The organism is Photobacterium frigidiphilum, assembly GCF_003025615.1.
GTDB lineage: Bacteria > Pseudomonadota > Gammaproteobacteria > Enterobacterales > Vibrionaceae > Photobacterium > Photobacterium frigidiphilum.
Genome location: NZ_PYMJ01000021.1, coordinates 37,732 through 58,042 on the forward strand (window position 1 = coordinate 37,732; position 20,311 = coordinate 58,042).

At 42.6% G+C, this 20,311-nt stretch carries 16 protein-coding genes; 10 read left to right on the forward strand and 6 right to left on the reverse strand.

The genetic code is table 11. From position 1 onward, the window contains the following. Nucleotides 1-150: 150 nt before the first annotated feature. On the forward strand, nt 151-2,325 hold the full coding sequence (uvrD, locus tag C9J12_RS18495) for a DNA helicase II (RefSeq protein WP_107244053.1): 2,175 nt from the start codon (nt 151-153) through the stop codon (nt 2,323-2,325). A gap of 126 nt (nt 2,326-2,451) precedes the next feature. Here uvrD and ggt read toward each other — a convergent pair whose 3' ends face one another. From ggt to rarD, 4 genes are all read right to left on the reverse strand, one after another. Beyond that, on the reverse strand, nt 2,452-4,206 hold the full coding sequence (gene ggt / locus C9J12_RS18500; protein ID WP_107244054.1) for a gamma-glutamyltransferase: 1,755 nt from the start codon (nt 4,204-4,206) through the stop codon (nt 2,452-2,454). Between the two features lie 172 nt (nt 4,207-4,378). Beyond that, nucleotides 4,379-5,035 carry a LysE family transporter gene (locus C9J12_RS18505; protein WP_107244055.1) on the reverse strand — a complete coding sequence of 219 codons (657 nt, stop codon included), beginning with the start codon at nt 5,033-5,035 and terminating at the stop codon, nt 4,379-4,381. A gap of 141 nt (nt 5,036-5,176) precedes the next feature. Further along, entirely contained in the window at nt 5,177-5,971 is a 795-nt protein-coding gene (locus tag C9J12_RS18510) for an AraC family transcriptional regulator (protein ID WP_107244056.1), read from the reverse strand. Nucleotides 5,972-6,082: 111 nt separating this feature from the next. Then, nucleotides 6,083-6,994, reverse strand: a complete 912-nt coding sequence (rarD, locus tag C9J12_RS18515) for an EamA family transporter RarD (RefSeq protein WP_107244057.1) — start codon at nt 6,992-6,994, stop codon at nt 6,083-6,085. Nucleotides 6,995-7,263: 269 nt separating this feature from the next. Here rarD and recQ point away from each other — a divergent pair, with 269 nt between their 5' ends. The 4 genes from recQ to C9J12_RS18535 all read left to right on the forward strand — a co-directional run bounded on the left by recQ (nt 7,264) and on the right by C9J12_RS18535 (nt 11,198). Further along, nucleotides 7,264-9,111, forward strand: coding sequence for an ATP-dependent DNA helicase RecQ (gene recQ / locus C9J12_RS18520; RefSeq protein WP_107244058.1), 1,848 nt, complete (start codon nt 7,264-7,266; stop codon nt 9,109-9,111). Between the two features lie 331 nt (nt 9,112-9,442). After that, a complete protein-coding gene (locus tag C9J12_RS18525) occupies nt 9,443-9,778 on the forward strand; it encodes a DUF3630 family protein (protein ID WP_107244059.1) in 336 nt (111 codons plus the stop codon). A gap of 194 nt (nt 9,779-9,972) precedes the next feature. Further along, on the forward strand, nt 9,973-10,680 hold the full coding sequence (locus C9J12_RS18530; RefSeq protein WP_107244060.1) for a 7-cyano-7-deazaguanine/7-aminomethyl-7-deazaguanine transporter: 708 nt from the start codon (nt 9,973-9,975) through the stop codon (nt 10,678-10,680). A gap of 77 nt (nt 10,681-10,757) precedes the next feature. Further along, the gene (locus tag C9J12_RS18535) at nt 10,758-11,198 is read left to right on the forward strand and encodes a GNAT family N-acetyltransferase (protein WP_107244061.1); all 441 of its coding nucleotides are present in this window, start codon (nt 10,758-10,760) and stop codon (nt 11,196-11,198) included. A gap of 270 nt (nt 11,199-11,468) precedes the next feature. On the opposite strand, the gene elbB is transcribed toward C9J12_RS18535, so the two are convergent. Beyond that, nucleotides 11,469-12,119, reverse strand: coding sequence for an isoprenoid biosynthesis glyoxalase ElbB (gene elbB, locus C9J12_RS18540; protein WP_011220016.1), 651 nt, complete (start codon nt 12,117-12,119; stop codon nt 11,469-11,471). Nucleotides 12,120-12,505: 386 nt separating this feature from the next. Between elbB and polA the strand changes: the two genes are divergently transcribed. After that, entirely contained in the window at nt 12,506-15,274 is a 2,769-nt protein-coding gene (polA, locus tag C9J12_RS18545; protein ID WP_107244062.1) for a DNA polymerase I, read from the forward strand. Nucleotides 15,275-15,469: 195 nt separating this feature from the next. Beyond that, the gene (locus C9J12_RS31725) at nt 15,470-15,517 is read left to right on the forward strand and encodes a hypothetical protein (protein WP_438616993.1); all 48 of its coding nucleotides are present in this window, start codon (nt 15,470-15,472) and stop codon (nt 15,515-15,517) included. Between the two features lie 767 nt (nt 15,518-16,284). Here C9J12_RS31725 and yihA read toward each other — a convergent pair. Then, nucleotides 16,285-16,971 (reverse strand): ribosome biogenesis GTP-binding protein YihA/YsxC, encoded by a 687-nt coding sequence (gene yihA / locus C9J12_RS18550; protein ID WP_107244063.1) that lies wholly within the window; start codon nt 16,969-16,971, stop codon nt 16,285-16,287. Between the two features lie 158 nt (nt 16,972-17,129). On the opposite strand from yihA, the gene C9J12_RS18555 reads away from it, so the two are divergent. The 3 genes from C9J12_RS18555 to C9J12_RS18565 all read left to right on the forward strand — a co-directional run bounded on the left by C9J12_RS18555 (nt 17,130) and on the right by C9J12_RS18565 (nt 20,161). Then, a complete protein-coding gene (locus C9J12_RS18555) occupies nt 17,130-17,747 on the forward strand; it encodes a c-type cytochrome (protein WP_107244064.1) in 618 nt (205 codons plus the stop codon). Nucleotides 17,748-19,132: 1,385 nt separating this feature from the next. Next, nucleotides 19,133-19,678 (forward strand): Der GTPase-activating protein YihI, encoded by a 546-nt coding sequence (gene yihI, locus C9J12_RS18560; protein WP_107244065.1) that lies wholly within the window; start codon nt 19,133-19,135, stop codon nt 19,676-19,678. A gap of 12 nt (nt 19,679-19,690) precedes the next feature. Next, nucleotides 19,691-20,161 carry a DUF2489 domain-containing protein gene (locus tag C9J12_RS18565; RefSeq protein ID WP_107244066.1) on the forward strand — a complete coding sequence of 157 codons (471 nt, stop codon included), beginning with the start codon at nt 19,691-19,693 and terminating at the stop codon, nt 20,159-20,161. Nucleotides 20,162-20,311: the final 150 nt, after the last annotated feature.

Genomic DNA, 20,311 nt, shown 5'->3' on the forward strand with positions numbered 1-20,311 from the left:
TCTTTTTTAAAGATTCATTAACAATTCCGCTAAGAAAAAGCATAGAACAAAAATTAATAGGCAAGGTCTTGTGCAATCAAAAGTTATCAAAGCATTCTGAAAATGAGCTGGTATAATCCTCACCATTGTATAAATAACCAGTAGATAGCGATGGACGTTTCACTCCTGTTAGATGGGCTCAATGACAAACAAAGAGAAGCGGTGGCAGCACCGTTAGGAAACCACCTTGTACTAGCGGGAGCGGGCAGTGGTAAAACCCGAGTGCTAGTTCATCGTATTGCGTGGTTAATGCAGATAGAACAAGCGTCGTCGTACTCGGTCATGTCTGTGACGTTTACCAATAAAGCGGCTGCTGAAATGCGTGGTCGAATTAATGAGTTAATGCAAGGCTCATCGGCGGGTATGTGGAATGGTACGTTCCACGGTTTATGCCATCGCATGCTACGTGCGCATTATCTTGATGCGCGTTTACCTGATGATTTCAATATTCTTGATTCTGATGATCAAATGCGTTTGTTACGCCGTTTGATTAAAGCGCAAAATCTTGATGAGAAACACTGGCCAGCACGTCAAGCTGCGTGGTACATCAACGGTAAAAAAGACGAAGGTTTGCGCCCTGCCAATATCGATGCTTTTAACGATCCGGTTGAAAAAACATGGTTGCGTATTTATACCGCATACCAAGAGGCGTGTGATCGCGCTGGGTTAGTCGATTTTGCTGAATTGTTGTTACGCGCTTTTGAGTTGGTTCGTGACAATAAACATATTCGTGAGCATTACCAAGCGCGTTTCAAGCACATCTTGGTTGACGAATTTCAAGATACCAACAACATCCAATTTGCATGGCTGCGCTTAATGGCGGGTGTAAATTGTAATGTGATGATCGTGGGTGATGATGATCAGTCTATCTATGGCTGGCGTGGTGCTCAGGTTGAAAATATTCAACGCTTCTTGCGTGATTTTACCAATGCATCGTCTATTTTTCTTGAACAAAACTACCGTTCTACCGGCAACATTCTAAATGCTGCCAACGAATTAATTGCCAATAACAATGAGCGTATGGGCAAGAAGTTATGGACGGATGGTGAAGACGGTGAGTTGATCTCATTGTATTCTGCTTTTAATGAATTGGATGAAGCCCGTTTTGCGGTGGGTAAAATCAAAGAATGGCGTAATGAAAAAGGCGGTTCGCTGAACGATACTGCCTTTTTATACCGTAGCAATGCGCAATCTCGTGTACTGGAAGAAGCCCTAATTCAAGCGGGTTTACCGTACCGAATTTATGGTGGTATGCGTTTCTTCGAACGTCAGGAAGTGAAAGATTCATTGGCGTATCTACGCTTGATGGCCAACCGAAATGATGATGCCTCTTTTGAGCGAGTGGTGAATACCCCTACGCGTGGCTTGGGCGATCGTACCTTAGAAACCATTCGTTTAGCTGCCCGTGATCGCAGTGTCACTATGTGGCAAGCTAGTGTATTACTGCTTGAAGAGCAAGTGTTGGCAGGTCGTGCCGCGAACTCGTTACGTCGTTTTATTGAGTTGGTTAATGCTCTGGAAGACGATACGCGAGACTTGCCTTTGTTCCAGCAAACGGATGATGTGATCCGTAATTCAGGTTTACGAGCAATGTACGAGCAAGAAAAAGGCGAAAAAGCCCAAGCTCGTATCGAAAACTTGGAAGAATTAGTCACGGCAACCCGTCAATTTGTGGTGCCAGAAGAAGCGGAAGAGATGACGCCATTAGCAGCGTTTCTGTCTCATGCTGCACTAGAAGCTGGCGAAGGTCAGGCCGATGACTTTGAAGACGCGGTGCAGCTAATGACCATGCACAGTGCAAAAGGGCTAGAGTTCCCTATTGTCTTCATGGTGGGGGTTGAAGAGGGTATGTTCCCTAGTTCACGCACCACGGAAGAAGTCGGACGCTTAGAAGAAGAACGTCGCTTGTGTTACGTCGGTATGACCCGTGCAATGAAGAAGTTGTACATTACTTATGCTGAAATGCGCCGTTTATACGGTAAAGATAACTTCCATAAGCCATCACGCTTTATTCGTGAGATTCCAACGGAATTTGTGGAAGAAGTACGGATGAAGGCGCAAGTCTCTCGTCCCGCAAGCAGTGGGCGCTTTAGCCAAACTCAAGTGAATGATAACTTTAATCAAACCGGTTTTAATTTAGGGCAGCGTGTTAAGCATCCTAAATTTGGTGAAGGAACCATCATTAACTTTGAAGGCAGTGGTGCGCAAAGTCGTGTTCAAGTCGCTTTCAATGGTGAAGGTATTAAGTGGCTAGTGACTCAATACGCTAAGCTCGATCCGATGTAATACTGACCGACATAAAAAATAAAAAGCCCGCCTTGCCAGTTTCTTGTCATAAGAACTGATAAGGCGGGCTTTTTGTTTTAGGTCTGTGCTTTATTAGCTAAGGATCTTACTGATTAACCAAGGCGCTTACTGAGCAATAACCTTACCTTCGCGACGTGGATCAGCCGCACCTATGAGCGATTTGCCGTCAACACGAATCGCCTGAACACCAGAATTCAACTCTTTCACTTTCACCTTAAAGCCGAGCTGTTCCAGTTTCGGTGCCCATTGTTCGGCGGTCGTGCCTTGTTCTAATTCAAATGCGCCAAAGCGGTTATTCATATTAGGTAAGTTGATGGCTTGCTGAAGGTTTAGTCCCCAGTCAAGGTGTGCCACTAAAGTCTTGGCAACATAGCCAATGATTTGGCTACCACCGGGTGAGCCTACTGCCATATACGGTTCACCTTCTTTCATCACTATGGTCGGAGCCATGGATGAGCGTGGACGTTTTCCAGGCTCAATACGATTGGCAATCGGCACACCATCGGCATGGCTACGGAATGAGAAATCCGTTAATTCATTATTGAGTAAGAATCCACGTACCATTAAGCGCGAGCCAAAGCCATTTTCAATGGTGGTGGTGATCGATACCATGTTGCGGTCTTTATCGACAATAGAAAAATGGCTGGTAGACGGTAACTCAATCGCTTCATCTAACGCGTAATTCATTGCATGTGACCAAGGAGGCTTACCTGCCGCCGTCGTTGTTAGAGCGGTATCCCCTTTCAGTAACGTTGCGCGTTGTTCGATATAATCAGCGGCTAATAAGCCCTCGGTAGGCATAGGCACATAATCGCTGTCTGCCATGTATTTACCACGATCGGCAAAGGCTAAACGAGAAGCGTCACCGAGTAAGCGCCAACTTTGAATGTTTTCTGGGCCCATTTTAGCGATGGGATAATGGCTTAGCATGCCCATTATTTGCCCTAAGGTTAATGCCCCTGAGCTGGGTGGCCCCATGCCACATATCGAATATTGACGATAAGGCGCGCAGACGGGTTCACGCTCTTTGACTTGGTAGGTAGCTAAATCCATCGTGTTTAATACACCGGGGTTAGCTTTTGCACCACGTACGGTTTTAACAATATCGTTAGCAATCTTACCGTGGTAAAACGCACTGGCACCTTGGTCGGCGATTAACATTAATGTATCGGCATAAGCGGGATTTTTAAGGTTTTGTCCTGCTTTGATTGGTGAGCCATCTTGATTAAAGAAGTAAGCTTTAGCTTCAGCTGAACGTTGTAGATAGTCTTTATCGTTGGCCACTAATTTAGCTAAGCGTGGGCTAACAACAAAACCTTTTTTAGCCAGATTTATAGCGGGTTCAAAGAGGGTTTTCCACGGTAATTTACCTAAACGCTGGTGGGTATGCTGCAGTAATTTAACAGTACCTGGTGTACCCACTGAACGCCCACCGACAACGGCGTCAAAGAACTGTAGTGGTTCGCCTTTATCATCCTGAAATAACCGCGGTGTAACGCCATAAGGTGCAGTTTCTCGACCATCAAATGATGTTAAAGCCTCTTTTTTTGCATCCCAATACATTAAAAATGCACCACCACCAATTCCTGATGACTGTGGTTCAACCAATCCCAACACTAACTGGGTAGCGACCATGGCATCAATGGCATTGCCCCCTTGGCGTAGCATTGCAGCTCCGGCTTCACTGGCATAAGGATTCGCAGACGCAATCATCCAGTCAGACCCTTGCACCAAGGTTTGCGTTTTTAACCCTGTCGCGGCTTCGGGGGCAATATTGTCTGCGCTTTGTTTGGCGATCGCGGGTGTGACGGTGAGGCTAGCGGTTATTAACAACGCTAGGCAAGATGCTTTCCACTGCATATGAGCTCCTTATGTCGTCTCTCTTGATAGAAGTCCGGTCAATGAACTTCGTAGCGTAGAGAGTGACAGTGCAAAGCGCTAGTGTCTAATTGTTGAGCACTTTTTTGTGCTCATTCTCAATAATTTTCGTGCTTAATTACCAAGGTGTTTTTACAGCGTAACTATTATATTTTTACAATGTAACTATGATATTCAACAAAATCATACTGCCGATAGTCACAAACAGTACGCCACAAATACCGTCGATATAAGGTGTCCATTGCTGAATTTTTTGTTGTAGACGTTTCCCTGTTAGTAACCACGCCAGCATGGCGAACCATAGAAATGATGTGATCCATAAAATCGCAATTGCGGTTATTTTTCCGGATATCGACATATCAACCGGCACTATGGTCGAGAGTAGGCTGATGAAAAATACTAACGCTTTAGGGTTTAATATATTGGTTGTAAACCCTTTAACGAGTGCTTGTTTACGATTTGAAATAATGCTCTGTGGGGCTGTAACTGTTTCAGTGTGCGCTGTGGGACGAAAAATGGGCATTAGTACGCTTCTAACAGCACCAACTCCCAACCACAGTAAGTATGAACCGCCAGCGGCTTGCAGTAAGGCAAATAGGGTGGGTTGCTGGTGGATCAATAAGCTAGCACCTGTCAGGCTTAAAATTGAATGCAGTAAAATGCCCAGAGACAAACCCAATGCGATCGCAATGCCCGTTTGACGCCCGTAACGTCCGGCATTTTGTACCACTAAGGCAAAATCAGGCCCTGGGCTCATTAACGCGATAATGTGGACAGTGACTAAGGTCAGTAATGTGGTGACTTCGTTCATGGTAGTTCGCCGTTTTTATTCGATTGGATCGGTCAGTTTCGTAGTATGACGGGGCGTGTTTGAATGCGCTTGTAAAAAAGTGACAGCGAAAAGACAGTACAGCGGAAAAGAAGAATAGTAATGGCTATAAATTGGATATAGTTATTTGATGTGTGAGGGTGCAATACCGAACGTTTGTTTGAAGGTATTGGTAAAGTGCGCCTGATCATAAAAACCGACATGATAAGCCACTTCTGTACTGTTAAAGCCAGCCCGCAGCAAAGCCATCGCGTGTTCTAAGCGTAAGCGAGCTAACCAAGCATAAGGTGTAATACCAGTGGTTTTCTTGAATTGACGTAACAGTTGCGATGGGCTGAGATCACACAGTGTTGCCAAGTCATTCAGGCTGATTTTTTGATCAAGATGCGCCATGAAATAATCGCGTAACTGACGTAAATTTTTGGTACCCAGTTTCGTGACTGTGTGTTCTGTTACTTTTCCATAGTGGGTTAATAGATAAGAAAAGTATTCGATCGGCAAGCTATCTTTGGCTAATTGAGACGCCAAAGGATTATCTAACTGGGTATGTAATTGGGTTAGTTGCTGAAAAAACTGATGATCGGCAATTTTATGTTGTGGGAAACAAAAGAGATCTTTGCCCGATACGGCTTCAGCCTGTTGAGTTAACCAATCAGGGCTAATGCTAAAAACTTTAACGCGGTAGCCAGCGCTTTCTTTGGGCTGTCCATCGTGGATTTCATCGGGGGGCATGATCACCATTTGACCCGGTCCTGCGACATGTTTAGCGCCATTGAAGAAATACTGCTGCTGCCCTTGGGTGATTAAACCCAAATGGTAATCGAGGTGGTAATGGCGTTTGAAAGAAAAGCTTTGGTAATGGGCATCAATCAAGTTGATGTCATCAATATTGCTTTTACGATGACTGACTTTATTCATGTGCTTGCCCAGTAAGGATCGGAAGATCGTGCTTTTCTATTATAAGTACACCATAAATGAAGGGTATGCAGCTTGTAAAAAATTCACAAGCTGCATAACGAATTAAACAGATTAGATGGAAGGTGCCACTTTTTTACTATCGCGATGGCGTTTGATTCCGTCCAAACTGAATAAAATCAGGGCTGACCAGATGAAGATAAACGTCATACCGTTATCGACAGTGAAGGGTTCGCCATATACCAATACTGCCAATAAGAACATTAAGCTCGGTCCGATATACTGAAAGAAACCCAGTGTAGATAACTTGAGCTTGGTGGCTGCCCCGGTAAAGCACAGCAAAGGCAATGTCGTTACAATACCCGCTGCAACAAGCAGTAGATTAAGTTGCAATGGGTTGTCAGCAAGGTTGGCGGTTGGGCTATCGGTAATAAAGAAAATATAAATGATTGCCAGCGGTAGCAGTACACAGGTTTCGAGGAATAACCCTGTTTGAGCATCCAAGTTAATTTTCTTACGTAACAAGCCATAGCAACCGAAGCTACCAGCTAATGCCAACGCAATCCAAGGTAATGAGCCAAATTGGATTAACTGTGCCGCGACACCACATGCGGCTAATGCCACCGCGACCCATTGTAAGGCCCGTAGTCGTTCACCAAGAAAAACCATGCCGAGAATGACATTGAATAAGGGGTTAATAAAATACCCTAGGCTGGCATCCAACATGTAATTGTTATTCACCGCCCAAATGAAAATCATCCAGTTAGTTCCCACCAATAGCGCGGTTACCGTTAGCATTAGCATCATTTTTGGTTTGGCGATCACCGCGCGGATTTTCCCCCAACCCTTACTGACAAAAATTAATGCCGCTAAAAAGAAGAACGACCAAATAACACGATGGCTTAGAATTTCTAACGGGCTAACATTCTGCAATGCTTTAAAGTAGATAGGAGCAATGCCCCACATCGTATAAGCAGCGAGGGCAAGAATAACCCCGCGTTGTGTTTTTTGGGCTTGTTCTTCCATGGGAATCCAAATGGTTATTTTATAAAATCAATGAGGTTTTCTCAAAAAGTATGCGGAAGCAGTATAAATCGAGATTCTTTGAAATGGCTACATCTTTATCAATAGATTAAATGATAAACAATGTATCGCAAGCTTAACCGTTCATCTTCTTACTCTGTTTCGTATTTCTTTTCGTCGTGCCTTCTGCGACTGACAGCGTGTTGAGTCGTTCACTTAATAAGCCCATTTAGTATAGAATAGCCCGCCCCCAACATTTTAAGAGTAGGTCTATGTCTTCCAGCAGTACCGCGGTTTGTGAGCCAACGCCCTTAGCGCCAAGTGAGAAAATCTTACAGGATGTGTTTGGCTATCAATCTTTCCGTATTGGTCAGCAAGAAGTCATAGAAGCCGTTATAGAAGGCCAAGATTGCTTGGTCATTATGCCTACGGGTGGCGGTAAGTCATTGTGTTACCAGATCCCCGCATTAATTATGCCCGGTATTACCGTGGTTATTTCACCGCTCATCTCATTAATGAAAGATCAAGTCGATCAGCTGAATGCCAATGGGGTGGCAGCGGCGTATATCAACTCAACCATGTCGCGTGAAGAAGTGATGGAGACTTTCTTGGCAATGCGAGAGGGGGATTTGAAGTTAGTATACGTATCGCCTGAACGGGTGTTGATGCGTGATTTTATCGAGCGATTGTATGAAATCCCGTTAAGCATGGTAGCCGTTGATGAAGCGCACTGCGTTTCTCAATGGGGGCATGATTTCCGTCCTGAATATGCTGCATTAGGCACTTTGAAACAACACTTTGAAAACTTGCCGATCATGGCATTGACGGCAACTGCCGATGATACCACCCGTAACGATATTACCAGTCGTCTTGGTCTTACCAATCCTCATGACTATCTCGGTAGTTTTGATCGTCCTAATATCCGTTATACCTTACTTGAAAAGCATAAACCGATGACTCAGCTCACCCGTTATTTAACCGGGGTACGTGGTCAATGCGGGATCGTGTATTGCAATAGTCGCAAACGAGTAGAGCAAATAGCGGAAAAATTGCGTGATAGTGGAGTACGAGCAGCGGCATATCACGCAGGGCTCGATCATGATGAACGAGGGCGAGTACAAGAAAGTTTTCAGCGTGATGATATTCATATTGTGGTTGCCACCGTGGCCTTTGGCATGGGGATCAATAAACCTAACGTTCGCTTTGTTGTGCACTACGATATTCCGCGCAATATCGAGTCGTATTATCAAGAAACTGGGCGGGCGGGTCGTGATGGTTTACCTGCAGAAGCAGTTATGTTTTATGACCCATCAGACTTAGCTTGGTTACGTCGCTGCCTTGATGAAAAAGAAGACGGAGCACAAAAGCAAGTTGAGAGTCATAAGTTAAATGCAATGGGGGCATTTGCCGAAGCGCAAACATGCCGCCGTCAGGTTTTGCTGAATTACTTTGGCGAATACCGTGAAGAACCATGCGGTAACTGTGACATTTGTTTAGACCCGCCTAAGCGTTTTAATGCGATTGAAGTGGCACAGAAAGCTTTGTCGTGCGTATACCGTGTTAATCAAAGCTTTGGTGTGGGTTACGTAGTGGAGGTGCTGCGTGGTATGCAAAACCAACGGATACGCGAACATGGGCACGACAAGCTCACAACGTATGGGATTGGACGTGAACATAGCCATGAATATTGGGTAAGTATTTTACGTCAGCTGATCCACCGTGGATTTTTAACCCAGAATATTTTGCGCAGTTCAACCCTACAATTAACCGAAAAAGCGCGCTCAGTATTACGTGCTGAAATTGAGCTAGAGCTTGCGGTTCCTCGGCTTGATGTGGCAGCTCGTAGTGCGAAAAGCGATAAGATGGCAAATCGTCACTATGATAAGAAGCTGTTTGCTAAATTACGTAAGTTACGTAAAGCCATTGCCGATGAAGAAGATTTACCACCTTATGTCGTGTTCAATGATGCAAGCTTAATGGAAATGGCTGAAATTTTACCAACATCTCAAGGTGAAATGTTAGCGATTAATGGCGTTGGGCATCGCAAGTTAGAAAAATACGGCAGTGTTTTTTTAGGGGTGATTGAAGAGCATTTGATGGCTGGGATCAGTGAGCGATAAACACGTCCTAATAACAGATAAAAAAATACCGGACTATCCGAGTCCGGTAAAAATGCGTTCAAAAAACATAAATGGTTTATGTATTGTTCGCTACAAAACAGCTTGCGTATTTGGTGAGAATATATATTTTCACCTGTTGCCAGATCACTGAAAATCGACGGGACGCGTTCTTCAGCAGTGTTAGGCAACACACCTATAAAACCATGAATCTACATCGGTAGCTATAGCCTGATTATGGTTTGATACGCAAAGACACAGTTGGTTACAGGAAACTTACTCTCTGCGTATATATATACCCAAGTTACCTCAAAATGAAGTTAAAGGAATAATTATGACGGATTCAACGCCCTTATCAGAACACCTCTTTGCGGTACGTGAGCTAGATTTAGCCCATGGTCACCTTTTACTTTCTGGTCCTGATTTCGATTTTGATTCTTTCTCTGACATCGCAGAGCAATTACTGGTGTGTATTGATGCACGAGTGATAGAGAAAGAGCTGAATGCGGATTTACACGTGTGGATCATTGATTTTGAAGGTAGTCGTCTATTGTTAAAAGGAGAGCATTACGCCAGCGCACTGTGGATCGAAGCATTGTCATCGGCAGACAATGAGGCCTTAGCATTTATAGCAACACTCTTACCGCGTCAATCAGGGCAGCTGTGCTAATTTATCCACTAAAATCGGTAAAGTAATACGAATAACACAGGCAAACGATTGCTTGGTGTAATTCAATACTTCGAGGGTAGGCAAGAATATTGGTTAATGTATAATCGCCGCCTTCGGTCACTGCTGCATGGTATGAGAACCTGCTGACAGTGAAATTTTGGGTTCCCTCTCCCCCAATGACAAAAAGGTCTACTATGACTATATCTCAATTATCTTCAGTACCATCGTTTACCCTGCCACAACAACGTAAAGCCCTTTCTTTTCTGGTGCTATTTCACCTTGTGATCATTGCGTCGAGCAATTATCTGGTGCAGTTACCGTTTACTATTTTTGGCTTTCATACCACTTGGGGAGCGTTTACTTTTCCCTTTATTTTTCTTGCGACGGATCTGACTGTTCGTGTTTTTGGTGCCCCTATGGCACGGAAAATTATCTTTCGGGTAATGGCACCCTCTTTGGCGGTTTCTTATGTGCTATCGGTGTTGTTTTATCAAGGCGAATATCAAGGGGTGGCACATCTAGGTGAATTTAATCTATTTGTTGCACGTATCGCGATTGCGAGTTTTATGGCGTATTTGCTTGGGCAGATTTTGGATGTTTCTGTTTTTAATCGCTTACGTCAAATGAAGCAATGGTGGATAGCACCAACGTGTTCCACTATTTTTGGTAATGCATTAGATACATTGGCGTTTTTTGCTATTGCATTTTATAACAGCCCAGATGCATTTATGGCTGCTAACTGGACTGAAATTGCGCTGGTGGATTACACCTTTAAGCTGATTATTAGCCTTGGGTTATTTGTACCTGTTTATGGCGTATTGCTGAACTATTTAATTAAACGTCTAACAACGGTTAATGTAACGGATAGTAGATTAGCGAATCCAAAGCTTAAAACACACTAACCGATAATATAGAATATAAAAGCCGACTTTGAGTCGGCTTTTTTTATACCATTTTTCTGAGCAAGGAAATGAATTCAATGCAAGTACGACAAGCCTCATTGGCAGAAGCCATAATAGTGTTGAATCAGATCAGTGAGTTTGACCACCCTGAAACAAAAGACAGTTTGATGCAGCGTCTTGCTGGGCATGCAAGCTTAATACTCGTTGCAGAGCATGAAGGTCGTTTGGTTGGAGTGAAAATTGGTTACCGCTTCTCTGATTCTACCTTCTATAGCTGGTTGGGTGGGGTTGCCCCTGCTGGTCGTCGAATGGGGATTGCTCAAGCCTTGTTAGATGCACAAGAAACATGGGCGATTGAGCAGGGTTATCAGGAAATTAAAGTTAAATCGCGAAATTGCTTTCCGTCTATGCTGATGTTACTTCTGAAAAATGCCTACACAATTGAAAATATTGAAAAAAAAGGCAGGGTTGCTGATTACCGAATCTATTTTTCAAAGTTGCTAACTAATAAAAAATAGTCTAAATGAAAATAATTCTCAATAAGTGCTTGCAACTCAAGTGAGAATGGTTATTATTAGCAGGCTCTCAGGTGAGAGGGGAAACAAATAACCTCTTAGTTGAAGGCACGACATTGCTCACATTGCTTCCAGTGTACTTCGGCGACGGTTGAGTGTTTTTAGTGTAGGGCTAAAAACATGCAACACTTCTGCTGAGCGGCGACTACCTCCTGATTATCAGGTTTTCTTAACTTTAAGAGAAAAGGTAGCGTCGCTTTTTCTTTTCTGGCGTTAAGCCAGCTGTACTAAATGCTTAACCAGCTTATTGATCCCACTTGCAGCCTCAGAAATACTTCCCGCTAACATGTAAGCTGGTGTTGTCAGTAGACGGCGCTTTTGATCTAATACAAAATCATCCACAGGGCAATCAATATGCTCACCACCCATCGCATTAAATGCTTTGGCGGTTTCAGGATCGGTTCCAATTGTTCCTTTTGCTCCTGGCCCATAGATCGCAGGGATCATGGTTGGTGCGATACATAAATACGCCGCAGGTTTTTCTTCTTGGGCAAAAGCTTGGCAAGCTTTTTTAACATCAGGGTTGATCTCGCACTTAGCCCCTTTGATAGCAAAATTGGACAAGTTTTTTGCCGCTCCAAAGCCACCAGGGATCAATAGCGCATCATACTCAATAGGCTTTAGGTTCACGAGGTCTTCAATGTTACCGCGAGCAATACGGGCAGCTTCGATCAACACATTACGTGTTTCTGTTGTTTCTTCACCTGTTAGGTGGTTAATCACATGGTATTGATCAATATTGGGGGCAAAACAATGCCAACTCGCCCCTTCTTGCTCAATTGCCAACAAGGCTAAAACGGTTTCATGTATTTCAGCGCCATCAAATACGCCAGAGCCGCTTAAAATAACTGCAATTTTCTTCATTTTGGCTTCCTTCCTAGACAAAATAGACTGTTTTTACTTTAGCATATGGTTATTTTCGAGCGATCTGTTAACTTTTTCCACAATTAATGATCATTTTAAGATCTGGGATCGTTTTTTGCAGTTGAGATTAACTTGTTGATTTTACGTGGCTTTGTGGCGTTGTTTTGATTGTTGAAAAAGATTGATCAGATTTGTAAAATTAGATACTAACAAAGTTATCCACAGATTGTGGTGTGTAAGTGGAAAACATCAGTTAACACTTGTCGTCTCTCATGGCATTCTAGTGTCTTACACCACAGTTTTTGATTTTTCAGTGTTGAGCATGCCAAAATCTGTGCGATGTGGCACTTTTTAATCTTTCATCTCCCGGATATAAGAATATCTCTATGGCAACTATCCCAGAAAATCCACTCATCCTGATTGATGGATCGTCTTATCTTTATCGCGCTTATCATGCCGCGCCTAATTTCACTAATTCAGATGGTGAACCAACAGGCGCAGTATATGGTGTGGTGAATATGCTACGCAGTTTATTACGTCAATTTTCGACTGAACATATTGCAGTGATCTTCGATGCTAAAGGCAAGACATTCCGAGATGATATTTATCCGGAATATAAGGCAAATCGTCCGCCTATGCCTGATGATCTTCGAGGTCAGATTGAGCCATTACATGCTGTGATCAAAGCAATGGGCTTACCGCTGATCGCGATCTCAGGCGTTGAAGCGGATGATGTGATCGGAACATTGGCAACGCAGGCATCAAAAGCGGGTATGCCAGTACTGATTAGTACTGGTGATAAAGATATGGCACAGCTGGTTGATGAAAATGTCACGCTGATCAATACCATGACTGATGTGGTTATGGGTCCTGCTGGGGTCGTAGAGAAATTTGGGATCGGCCCTGAGTTGATTATCGATTATCTCGCCCTGATGGGGGATAAAGTTGATAATATTCCTGGAGTGCCGGGGGTCGGAGAAAAAACAGCAAAAGCATTGTTAACAGGTGTTGGTGGTCTTGATGCTATTTATGACAATTTAGACGCGATTCCTGCTCTTGGCTTTCGTGGCTCTAAAACGATGCCTAAAAAGCTGGCAGATAATAAAGAAGCGGCTTATATGTCGTATGAGCTTGCAACCATCAAATTGGATGTAGAGCTAGACAGTGCACCGCATGAACTGTTGAAGACTGAACCTGACACTGATGAATTAACCAGTTTATTTGGTAAATTACAGTTCCGTCGTTGGTTATCTGAAATGCTAGACGGTAGCGACGGTAAAATCGTGGCTGACGAGAAAGCGTCAGAGCCTGTAGAAAAGAAAGTGGTCGCACCGACGATTGATCGTAGCGGTTACGAAACTATTCTCGATGAAGTAAGCTTTAAAACGTGGCTCGATACGTTAACTGCAGCAGACGTTGTTGCTTTTGATACAGAAACTGACGGCCTTGATTACATGACGGCTAACTTAGTCGGTGTATCATTTGCTGTCGAAGAAGGGAAAGCGGCTTATGTTCCCGTTGCGCATGATTATCTTGATGCGCCTGAACAGCTTGATCGTGATTGGGTACTTGCTCAACTAAAACCGCTACTTGAAGATCCAGCTCAAAATAAAGTCGGTCAAAACCTAAAATTTGATATGAGCATCTTGGCACGTTACGACATTAATATGCAGGGTATCAAATATGACACCATGCTTGAGTCATACGTATTCAATAGTGTGGTTGGCCGCCATGATATGGATAGCCTAGCACTACGTTACCTAGAACATAAAAATATCAGTTTTGAAGAAGTTGCCGGTAAAGGTAAAAAGCAATTAACGTTTAATCAAATTGATTTAGATGTTGCTGGGCCTTATGCCGCTGAAGATGCTGATATTACGCTGCGCTTACATAATTTATTGATCGAAAAAGTTGAATCTGATGAGCAGCTAAAGTCTGTCTTTGAAGATATTGAAATGCCGCTGGTGCCCGTACTATCTCGTATTGAGCGTACTGGTGTATTAATCGATAGCATGCTATTAAGTGCCCAATCGACAGAAATCGCTGCGCGCCTTGATGAATTAGAAACCAAAGCGTACGAGATTGCAGAACAAGAGTTTAACTTAAGTTCGCCGAAGCAGCTGCAAGCGATCCTATTTGAAAAGATGGGCCTACCGATTTTGAAGAAGACCCCGTCTGGTGCGCCTTCGACCAATGAAGAAGTACTTCAAGAACTGGCGTTAGATTACCCATTACCGAAGATACTTTTAGAATACCGCGGTTTGGCTAAGCTGAAATCCACCTATACTGATAAGTTACCTAAAATGGTGAACCCGTCGACTGGGCGAGTACATACTTCATACCATCAAGCGGTAACAGTAACGGGACGTTTATCTTCTAGCGATCCTAACTTACAGAATATTCCGGTCCGTAATGCTGAAGGGCGTCGTATTCGTCAGGCATTTATTGCCCCTACAGGCTATAAGATCCTTGCTGTCGATTACTCGCAAATCGAGTTACGTATTATGGCGCATTTATCGGGTGATAAAGCGTTATTAGAAGCCTTTAAAGAAGGTAAAGATATTCACGCAGCAACCGCAGCAGAGATCTTAGGTTTACCGATTGAATCAGTCACCACTGAACAACGTCGCCGTGCTAAAGCGATTAACTTTGGTTTGATTTATGGCATGAGTGCGTTTGGTCTTGCTAAGCAATTGGGTATGGGCCGTAATGAAGCACAAGACTATATGAATGTGTATTTTGAACGTTACCCTGGCGTGTTGGAATATATGGAAAGCACCCGAGTTCATGCTAGTGAGCAAGGATATGTTGAAACCTTGTTTGGACGACGTCTGTATTTACCTGATATTAAATCTCGTAATGGTATTCGACGTAAAGCGGCAGAACGTGCAGCAATCAATGCTCCGATGCAAGGAACCGCGGCTGATATTATCAAACGTGCCATGGTATTGGTTGATGAGTGGGTTGAACAGCAAGAAACTGGGCGTGTTCGTCTATTAATGCAAGTACATGACGAACTTGTCTTTGAAGTACAAGAGTCTGAGTTGGACGCGGTCTCTGCTGATGTACGTCGCTTAATGGAACTAGCGGCTGAATTAGATGTACCTCTGATTGCAGATACTGGAGCTGGTAACAACTGGGATGAGGCGCACTAGCGTTTTTAATCCCTTTTAATCATGATACAACGATGAGAGTCAGCCTAGTGCTGACTTTTTTTTTTATGAGTAATTAGACGTTATTAAAAATCATTATTAAAATTTAGTTACCAAATTATGAAAAAAAACTACAGTTTTCACTTTTCTTATCTGCTCAATTGATATACAGTTAATGACGTAGGGTACAGAGGTAAGATGTTCTATCTTTCAGACCTTTTGTTTCACGTTATTGGATTTGGCTGATTCAGCCGCCCTGGTCGATTGACCAGGGCGTTTTTTCTTCTAAGCTACTATAAACCCTCATACCTTGTTTCTCATATTTTCAAATACCCCCATATTATTATTCTCTGACTATTGTTTCTTTTTTTACATTCATCGGCTGTACTAAAAATAATCGAATGATCTAAAGTGAGCTATTATTTACACTAACTGTTAAAATTATCTTTTAAATTAAAGCGTTAAAATTAGTGGGCAAAAGCTGCTTTTATTTTTAGAATTTGTAGTACGCACAATTTAGAGTAAATACTTTAAAAAAGATTTAGAGCAGGTATAATGAGCACAGCTTCTTGTTCATATTTGTTATTGTTTACGGGCTTTATGCCTATGAACTTGCACATTCATGAAATAACCATCCTTTTCATTGAGGGTGGTTTTTTTTTGCCTGTTTGTTCGTGTTGTAATTAAATTCCGAAATTAATATGTTTAAGCGATATTAATAGAACTTAATTCTCATTGAGAATAATGATTAAGTGAAATCTATAAAAAGAGAGAGTACGGGGAAAGGACGTTACTGGTGTCAGTTATTACGTTTATATCAGTGGTGAAAAAACGCACAAAATGTGGATAAAGAACTTGCGTTGAGTTAGGAAATCATTGATGCTTTCTGGATAAATATAAAAAAACTCCTATTTCTCTCCCGTTGCCCCACCAGAAGGTGGGGAATTTTTATGGCCCCTTCCTTAGAGCCATAAACAGACGTCGTTCTCTATTAACGAGTAATATTTACTCGATTAATCATCGCTTTTGTCTGATAGCGTTTCACCAGTGTATGTCTCGCCATTTTCAGCCGCGGCAAGCATTAGTTGGCGCTCTAGTTCTGGTCCAAACCATGTATCTAGTTTACGACGAACTTGATCAAGTCCAATTCCCTTCAATGAAGAAAACAGCTCAATTTGTACATCACCACCAAAAGACTTTGATGATTCACGTACTTTTAGTAATTGCGCTTTACGTGCGCCGCTTTTCATTTTGTCGGCTTTCGTTAAGAGCACCAATACTGGAAGGCGGCTTTCGATCGCCCAGAAAATCATTTGCTGGTCGAGATCTTTCATTGGGTGGCGGATATCCATCAATACCACCAAGCCTTTTAGGCACTCACGCTTTTGCAGGTATTCACCTAGCGCTTTCTGCCATTTAATCTTCAATTCTAGTGGTACTTGAGCAAAACCATAACCTGGTAAATCGATTAGGTTACAACCCGTAGTCACTTCGAACATGTTAATTAATTGTGTACGACCTGGTGTTTTAGAGGTACGCGCTAGACCTTTTTGATCTGTAATGCGGTTAAGTGCACTTGACTTACCTGCATTGGAGCGGCCAGCAAATGCGATCTCAACGCCTGTGTCTTGTGGCAAGTGGCGAATATCAGGTGCACTTGTGATGAATCCGGTGTTTCTGTAGTTGAGAGGTTGATTCACTGTTAACTCCGTCAAGTCTTCATGTAGTCGACTGATTACTTTTATGTAAAATTGTGTAAAATGTACCAAAACCGTGCTTGGTTTGTGGTCGCATTGTATACCATGTAACTGAGCATTACTTGTGGTACTGGAAGCTCTATAATTATAAACGGAATGTCATGAAGAAATTAGCACTTATATTGGCTCTTCTTGCCAGTTGCTCAGTCTGGGCTCAAGGAGACGCAGAAGCTGGAAAAGCAAAAGCTGCAACATGCGCAGCTTGCCACGGCGCCGATGGTAATAGCATTATGGCGCAATATCCTAAAATTGCAGGACAACACCCTGGTTATATTGAAAAACAACTTAAAGAATTTAAGTTAGCGATGACCACTGGTGGCACACAAGGACGTAATGATCCTGTTATGGGAGGCATGGTAATGGCATTGTCTGAAGAAGATATGTCTGACCTTGCAGCTTATTTTTCTTCATTACCTATCTCTGAAAACGCTACGCCAGAATCTTCAATTAAAGTGGGTAAGCAGTTGTATAACGTGGGTGATGCTGAGCGCGGTATTGCTTCATGTACTGCTTGTCATGGTCCTCGAGGTAACGGTACTAGCTTATCAGGATTCCCTAAAATCTCTGGTCAAAATGCTGAGTACATTAAGTTACAGTTAGAGAAGTTCCGCTCTGCTCAGCGTAACAACGACATGAACTCAATGATGCAATCAGTAGCGGCAAAACTATCAGATGATGAAATCACCTCATTATCTCAATATGTTGGTGGTTTACACTAAGTACTCGTATTCCAGTATTGGTCAATGAAAAGGCAGCTTAGGCTGCCTTTTTCTTTATGTCTTCTTTATTAAAGCTAAGTACGTAGACCACATATGCAGAAACTGCAAGTTAGTAACGAAAATTCACTATTTTTAGTGCTTAAATCGTAGAACACTGAGAGGCGTGTGCGAGATCCGCTATTCGTGATAGCCCATCTAGATGATAAAGAAGGTGGATTTGAATGACTATTTCAAAAGTATCAGGCAGTTAGTTCTATTGAAATAATATTACAAAAAAATGCTAAGAGCTGCCTTGTTGAATGAATCCTGAATGGGCGTAAAGTATGCCTTGTCGACAGGGAATACGACGAAGGATTGGGAAGCGCCAGGATGGCATGAGCAAGATGCTCGAAGGATACATCGGATGTCTGGCGAGGAAGCCGGGTAATTCGCAAGATGCGTAGGATTGTCATGGTTGACACTTACGGAAAAGGTTTCTATTGATACACAATAGAAAATAGGTACATAAAGGATTGTGTGCCCACATGGATGGTGACATTGGTTATCAGGATGATAACGCGCTTAATGGATAGCCAGTTCAGGACGAACTGTTTTAACATGGATTGTCGCAAGGAAGACGAAAATTCATCAGGATGATGAAGAACAACAACGTCTTGCAAGGAAAGCACAAATAACAAACGGATTATTGTCTAACCAGATTTTTATAGCTGGTTATGGGCAGACTAGACAGGATTTAGCCATATTATGGCAACCTTATAGAGCGACAGGTTTATACCTGTCGCTTTTTTCTTCATTAGCTTTCTGTTATGTTTCGCCTTCATTTTTCGATGGCTAAGCAATGCAGACATTTCTGCTATGTAATGACCTCTCGGTCAGTGAAATTAAAAATCATTTATAATCAACATGAAACTGTCTAAACAATGACGGCTATTCTTATTGTTATTAGTGCGTAGTGCTTCTTTTTCGACGTACTGATAAAGCCAGAAGCCGATAGATTGGTATTCGGTTATGCCCTCGATCTTACATTCTTCATAATGTTGGTTGATATAGGGTATAATGTGGCGATATATGACTCATATTTTGCTCATGAACCTAAAGTATTAGTAAGGCATCAAGCTTTACTATTGGTACGGCAGCGATTGAACATTTTATACGCCTGCAAAGGAATGGGGGCTGCTGCTTAGCATAATACACACTAGCAGAAAGCTAGAATGAATGACTAAGCTGGCAATAGATGCAGATGCCTTTGCGCAATAGCATTACAAATACGATCCAACACAGATGCGCTTTTTTAGCCAAAATACCGTTTATTCTTCAGTAAACAGTAATGGCTCGGAAGTTGATTTTGTTGGTAATGATGTGATTTTGCTGAGGAAGACCCAGTAATGACCCGTAAAAAAAGAAGTCGCGGTGTAGGATCAGAAGGCCCTGCAGTGTTCCGCGAGAAATCAACAACACAGGTTGATGTTGAAGCACGCAAAAGCCAGAAAGATAAAAAACGTAAAGGTTTGAAGTCTGGTAACCGTAACGCAGATGCTTTGGATCCAAAGCATTACGCGAACGGTCAAAAGAAAGACCCACGTTTAGGCAGTAAGAAACTGATCCCATTAGTGGTTGAGAAAAAACCAACAACCAAGAAAGAGCGTCGCTTAAGCGCCGAGCAAGAATTGGATATGTTGGAAAATGATGCACAATTAATGGTGTTATTAGATCGTATTGAAGCGGGCGAGAAACTAGGTGCTGGTTTACAGAAGCAAGTGGATCAAAAACTAGACCGTATCGAGCATCTAATGGGTCGTTTAGGCTTACTTGAAGTTGAAGAGCCAGAAGAAGTCATTGAAGAAGCACCTGTACGTAAAGGCGCTAAAACCGATGAAGATTTACTTGATCAGTTTGAAAATATGGATCTAGATTCTTTCGGTAAGGAGTAACCGTTGCAGGATATGACGCTTTGGTTAGGCTTGGGCGGCAGTATTATTGTCGCACTCGCTATATATGCTGGCTATTTGTTGTTTAAGGTATATCAGCAACATCAACACCATAAAGCTTTCTTGAAGCGTGCTGCGCTTCAGCAAGCAGAGCAAATAAAAACGCGTAATACCAATATTATGGATAGCGTGTTTATTATTGCTGATGCCGGAAAACAAGAACAATGTGACATGTCAGAAGTAACCATTCGTTTATATAAACTGATGGAAGTATTACAAGCTGAACAACACATTGATTTTGCTAGCAAGTTCCCAGCGATGTTTGAGCTTTATCATGTTGTAAGAGACATGCCACGTGGTGATGCCCGTAATATGATTCAAAAGAAAGAGCGAATGAAGCTCGATCTAGAACGTATGAAAGCAGAAGTGCGACTACAAGATACAATTAAGTTAGAGCTCGACGATATCCTGTTAATGAAACCATAATGGGTAGCCAGTCTACCTATTATTGAGTACTCACCATCTAGGTCATTTGATCTAGGTGGTATTTTCCTCGACCAAGAACTAGTAAGTGTTCTACATCTTTCTTGAGTGTGGCACACTGAACATCGAATTTATTCCCCCTTACAAATAGTG

Excerpts from the sequence above, each read along its gene's own strand:
- uvrD (WP_107244053.1), top strand. The coding sequence starts at position 151 with ATGGACGTTTCACTCCTGTTAGATGGGCTCAATGACAAACAAAGAGAA.
- ggt (WP_107244054.1), bottom strand. The coding sequence starts at position 4,206 with ATGCAGTGGAAAGCATCTTGCCTAGCGTTGTTAATAACCGCTAGCCTC.
- C9J12_RS18505 (WP_107244055.1), bottom strand. The coding sequence starts at position 5,035 with ATGAACGAAGTCACCACATTACTGACCTTAGTCACTGTCCACATTATC.
- C9J12_RS18510 (WP_107244056.1), bottom strand. The coding sequence starts at position 5,971 with ATGAATAAAGTCAGTCATCGTAAAAGCAATATTGATGACATCAACTTG.
- rarD (WP_107244057.1), bottom strand. The coding sequence starts at position 6,994 with ATGGAAGAACAAGCCCAAAAAACACAACGCGGGGTTATTCTTGCCCTC.
- recQ (WP_107244058.1), top strand. The coding sequence starts at position 7,264 with ATGTCTTCCAGCAGTACCGCGGTTTGTGAGCCAACGCCCTTAGCGCCA.
- C9J12_RS18525 (WP_107244059.1), top strand. The coding sequence starts at position 9,443 with ATGACGGATTCAACGCCCTTATCAGAACACCTCTTTGCGGTACGTGAG.
- C9J12_RS18530 (WP_107244060.1), top strand. The coding sequence starts at position 9,973 with ATGACTATATCTCAATTATCTTCAGTACCATCGTTTACCCTGCCACAA.
- C9J12_RS18535 (WP_107244061.1), top strand. The coding sequence starts at position 10,758 with ATGCAAGTACGACAAGCCTCATTGGCAGAAGCCATAATAGTGTTGAAT.
- elbB (WP_011220016.1), bottom strand. The coding sequence starts at position 12,119 with ATGAAGAAAATTGCAGTTATTTTAAGCGGCTCTGGCGTATTTGATGGC.
- polA (WP_107244062.1), top strand. The coding sequence starts at position 12,506 with ATGGCAACTATCCCAGAAAATCCACTCATCCTGATTGATGGATCGTCT.
- C9J12_RS18555 (WP_107244064.1), top strand. The coding sequence starts at position 17,130 with ATGAAGAAATTAGCACTTATATTGGCTCTTCTTGCCAGTTGCTCAGTC.
- yihI (WP_107244065.1), top strand. The coding sequence starts at position 19,133 with ATGACCCGTAAAAAAAGAAGTCGCGGTGTAGGATCAGAAGGCCCTGCA.
- C9J12_RS18565 (WP_107244066.1), top strand. The coding sequence starts at position 19,691 with ATGACGCTTTGGTTAGGCTTGGGCGGCAGTATTATTGTCGCACTCGCT.